We start from the raw sequence: 3,945 nt of genomic DNA, 5'->3' as shown, positions 1-3,945 counted from the left end.
CGTAGCACTGAGCTAAAAGCGAGATGGACTTGATGTCGCGGCGCTTCCATCGGATATCCTCGACACTAACGACCTCGATGCCAGTCGCCGCGTCAGGGTTTGCGACGATATCTTTTTCGTAGCAAAATACGAAACAAGTCGGCTTTAAGCCTTTTATAAATTTAAAATCCCTATCGGCGACGCCGCGAGTGATCTGCATGTAAACGCCACCTTCTTTTAGGTTGTTCCGCCAAACGACTTCCTCTAAAACACCCTGAAAATCGCTCTTTGAAAGCGGCAAGCTTAGCTCGATCGCAGCTAGGCTTCTCTCAAATCTTTCCCAAAAATCCTCTCTATCCACGAGTCGTCCGTTTAGCACCGGCACCACCTCGTATATGCCGTCGCCAAAAATAAATCCGCGGTCAAATGCGCTAACCTTAGCCGCCGCCGCGTCTATAAACTCGCCGTTTAGATATACTATTCCGTTCATTTTTTCTCCTTAAAATTTAAGTAATTTTAGCTCAAATACTCTTAAAAAAGTGTTGCCTTAAGTCCAAATTTTAGCTTGGATTACGAAGTTTTTGATATAATTGGGGCTAAATTTAAGGATAATCAAAAAGATGAAAAATACCACTCTAAAAAATTTGATCCTAGAAAATATCTTCGTTATCTCGAAGCAACCCGTGCTGTTTCGCGATCTGCTCGAAGCAAACTGCCTTTTTAACGAAGGCATGTTAGTAGATCCAGCCAAGCTAAATTTTAAATTTCGCTACGCAAGAACTTACCTTGTTTACGGGCTTTTATGCTTTGCCATTTTTTTTGTTTTGCTCATTTTGACGCACCGTCTTTTTACCAAGCTTGACTTTCACCTCTCGATCGTTAGCGCGGTGGTGGGCACTTCGGCCGTTTTTATCGGCTTTGATATGTTTAAAATTTGGGCGAGAAAAGCTGTGAGCAAAGAGCTCATAAAAAAGGCTTGGAGCGTGCATTTTCCGTATTTTAGCTACGAAAAATACTCCACGAAAGTCGAGATGATCTACAACGAAGCATTAAAAAACGAAATCCCGCGCAAGGACCTGGAGCAATACGTCCTAGAGCGCCTAGTCGCGCAGTCTGAGGCTGGAATTTAGCTATTGTAGGATGAGCGGGTCTAAAATTTGATTTTTATACTTCATTCTTTCAAGCTTTAGACGAAGCTCTCTATTTTCTTCTAACAAGACGTCGCGTTTGCCGCTTAGATCGCCGATTTCGCGACTGATGTAATAAATTTGATTCGTGATGTAAATTTTAGGTAAAAACAAAGCAAGCGCAATAAAAAGCCCAAGATACGCCGTCGCTAGCGTTTTGTAGTCTAAATTTCGTTCCTTTTTTTGCTCGCCGCCGCTAAACTCTAAAACCTCGTTTTTATCTTGCATTTTTACCTCTTGAAATTTTAAAAATCCTCATTTTCGCGCAGCTTGAGCGCGGATTTGCCTTGATCTCGGCAACGCTTGGCGTTATCGCTTTTTTACTGACTATTTTACCCAGCGCGTTATCCCCTCCGCACGTACATCTAATAGCCTGCGGCGGACAAATGCAGCTTTGCGCCCACTGCCTAAATTTGTTTTTTACGATGCGATCTTCTAGCGAATGAAAGCTGATTATCGCCACGACGCACTCGTCGATCTGCGAATCCTCGATGCTTTGGAGCAAATTTTGCAGCTCTCCAAGCTCGTTGTTTACCTCTATTCTTATCGCCTGAAAAGCTAACGTCGCCGCGCTAACGCTGCGTCCGTTTACGCCCTTTAGCCCGATTATTTGCGCGAGGCGTTCGGCGCTTTTTATCTCGCCGTTTTGCCTTGCTTCTACTATTTTAGCGGCAAATTTAGCCGGATTTGGTAGCTCGCCGTAGTCCTCAAATATACGCTCCAGCTCTTTTGCGCTGTAAGAATTTACTACGTCGTAAGCTGAAAATTTAGCCTGCGCGTCCATCCGCATATCTAAATTTTCGCTTTTTAAGCCAAATCCTCGCTCGTTTTTATCCAGCTGTAACGACGAAACGCCGATGTCGGCTAGGATACCGCGAATTTGACCTTGCTCTACTTTGCCCAAAATTTCTGAAAATTTACTCTTAAAAATTTGCGCTCTTTGACCGAATTCTTTCAGTCTTTCGGAGCTAAATTTGATCGCTTCTTCGTCTTGATCGCAGGCTATTAAATTTATGTTTTGATTTTGCTCTAAAATAGCGCTAGAATGCCCGCCGTATCCTAGCGTACAATCAACAATCGCGCCGCTTTTTATATCCGCAAAAGCTCGTAAAACTTCATCAAGTAGCACGGGAACGTGTGGGGAGTTCAAATTTAGCCTTTATTTTTTGTGTATAATAACAAAAAAAGTTTATAAAAGGTTAAAATGGACTTAAAATACTGTGCAAGCGAGATCAGCAACATCGCTCTTTCGATGTTTAGAAAAAATTTTTTCGGCGTCTTTCACGGCTCTATTTCGGCTAGAATTCAGCACGACTCTTTTTTGATAAATAAAAGAACGACGATTTTCGACAACCTCAAAGAAGAAGATCTCATAATGCTAAACTCAAAAAGGGATTACCGCTGGAACGATGCGAGCATAGACGCGGACATCCACCTAAATATATACAAAAATATAAATGAAGCCAAATATATCTGCTATGCTATGCCGCCCTACCTAACGGCTTATACTTTGGGACATTCTTTTATTCGCCCGAGGGATTATTTCGGCTATATCAAACATCACGAGATCCCGATTTATGATCCAAAGCAGTTTGACGACTGGTACGAGCGTGCGGATACGGAAATTTATCGCTATATGTTAGAGAATAAAACTAACATAATGGTCATCAAAGGATACGGCGTATACGTGCATAGCAGGACCCCGTATCAGCTCGCAAAAGACGTCGCAATCCTTGAAAATACGTGCAAATTGCTAAGCGTAGCTCGCCTTTACGAGTCGGAGCGTAGCTAACGTTTTAAAAATGTTAGTAGTTTTTTAAATTTTATCGATAAAAAGCACGTTTTTAAGGTGATATTTACGATATTTCAGTAAAATAATGCATAAAATTTTTATAAATTTGAAGGAACTAGATGATAACTTGGATGCAAAAGCATAGAAAATACCTCGTCGTGACGATTTGGATAAGCACGATAGCCTTTGTCGGAGCAGGCTTCGTTGGATGGGGTGCATACGATCTAAATGCGAGCAGAGCTAGCTCAGTAGCCAAGGTCGGACATAGAAATATAAGTATCCAAGAGTTTCAAAACAAATACGGACAACTTCATACGTACTATAGCCAACTTTTTGACGGACAACTAAGCGACGAACAAGCAAAAGAACTAGGTATAGAAAATTTGGCCTTAGAGGCATTAGTGAACGAAACTATGCTTTTAAATTTTGCCGACGACTTAGGCCTTGGCGTAAATGACGAAGATATAGTAAAATACATCATCGCCGATCAAAATTTCCACTCAAACGGCAAATTTGACAAAGAGCTTTACAAAAATACCTTAAAAAGAGCTAGAACCACCGAAAGCGAATATGAAGAAAGCCTAAAGAACGTAATACTTTTAGATAAGCTAAGACATGCTCTAAATTTGCCTGCAAATGCCCAAGATATAGATATGTTAGCGGCTAGCTTTTTAATGCAAGACAAAATCTCCATAAAGGTCTTAGAGGCTAGCGCAGACGAAATAAAAATAGATGAAGATGCAGTCAAAAAACTCTGGGAAGAACACAAGAACGAATACAAAACCATGACCGAATTTAAGCTTGATACCAAATTTATCCCAGCTATAGCAAACGATGCAAATATTAATGAACTCACAGAATTTTACAACGAAAACAAAAACGAATACAAAGGTAGCGATGACAAAATAAAAGATTTTGAGACAGTAAAAGACGAGGTCATAAAAGACTACAATCTAAAGCAAACAAAAAAAATTGCACTCGAAGAGT

6 protein-coding genes are annotated in these 3,945 nt (G+C 40.8%); 3 read left to right on the top strand and 3 right to left on the bottom strand.

All coding sequences use genetic code 11. From position 1 onward, the window contains the following. On the bottom strand, positions 1 to 469 hold a 469-nt coding region (locus Q0200_RS06185; protein WP_297939093.1), incomplete at its 3' end, for an aminotransferase class IV. A 130-nt stretch (positions 470 to 599) separates the two neighbouring features. On the opposite strand from Q0200_RS06185, the gene Q0200_RS06180 reads away from it, so the two are divergent. Further along, the gene (locus tag Q0200_RS06180) at positions 600 to 1,109 is read left to right on the top strand and encodes a hypothetical protein (RefSeq protein WP_297939090.1); all 510 of its coding nucleotides are present in this window, start codon (positions 600 to 602) and stop codon (positions 1,107 to 1,109) included. Here the strand turns inward: Q0200_RS06180 and Q0200_RS06175 are convergent, their stop codons facing one another. Both Q0200_RS06175 and rsmH read right to left on the bottom strand, forming a co-directional pair. Next, positions 1,110 to 1,394, bottom strand: a complete 285-nt coding sequence (locus Q0200_RS06175; protein WP_122863615.1) for a hypothetical protein — start codon at positions 1,392 to 1,394, stop codon at positions 1,110 to 1,112. Further along, on the bottom strand, positions 1,384 to 2,316 hold the full coding sequence (gene rsmH, locus Q0200_RS06170; RefSeq protein WP_297939083.1) for a 16S rRNA (cytosine(1402)-N(4))-methyltransferase RsmH: 933 nt from the start codon (positions 2,314 to 2,316) through the stop codon (positions 1,384 to 1,386). The genes Q0200_RS06175 and rsmH overlap by 11 nt, the downstream gene beginning before the upstream one ends. Positions 2,317 to 2,370: 54 nt before the next feature. Between rsmH and Q0200_RS06165 the strand changes: the two genes are divergently transcribed. Continuing rightward, positions 2,371 to 2,958 (top strand): class II aldolase and adducin N-terminal domain-containing protein, encoded by a 588-nt coding sequence (locus tag Q0200_RS06165; RefSeq protein ID WP_297939081.1) that lies wholly within the window; start codon positions 2,371 to 2,373, stop codon positions 2,956 to 2,958. Positions 2,959 to 3,077: 119 nt separating this feature from the next. After that, positions 3,078 to 3,945: peptidylprolyl isomerase (locus tag Q0200_RS06160; protein WP_297939079.1), on the top strand; the 868-nt coding region annotated here is incomplete at its 3' end.

The sequence above is a fragment of the uncultured Campylobacter sp. genome (genome assembly GCF_938045225.1).
GTDB lineage: Bacteria > Campylobacterota > Campylobacteria > Campylobacterales > Campylobacteraceae > Campylobacter_A.
Note: the sequence above shows the minus strand (reverse complement) of the source record. Positions and strands in the feature narration are given on the sequence as shown.

Bases quoted from the DNA above. Each gene is read 5' to 3' on its own strand.
- Q0200_RS06180 (WP_297939090.1), top strand. From the start codon at position 600: ATGAAAAATACCACTCTAAAAAATTTGATCCTAGAAAATATCTTCGTT.
- Q0200_RS06175 (WP_122863615.1), bottom strand. From the start codon at position 1,394: ATGCAAGATAAAAACGAGGTTTTAGAGTTTAGCGGCGGCGAGCAAAAA.
- Q0200_RS06165 (WP_297939081.1), top strand. From the start codon at position 2,371: ATGGACTTAAAATACTGTGCAAGCGAGATCAGCAACATCGCTCTTTCG.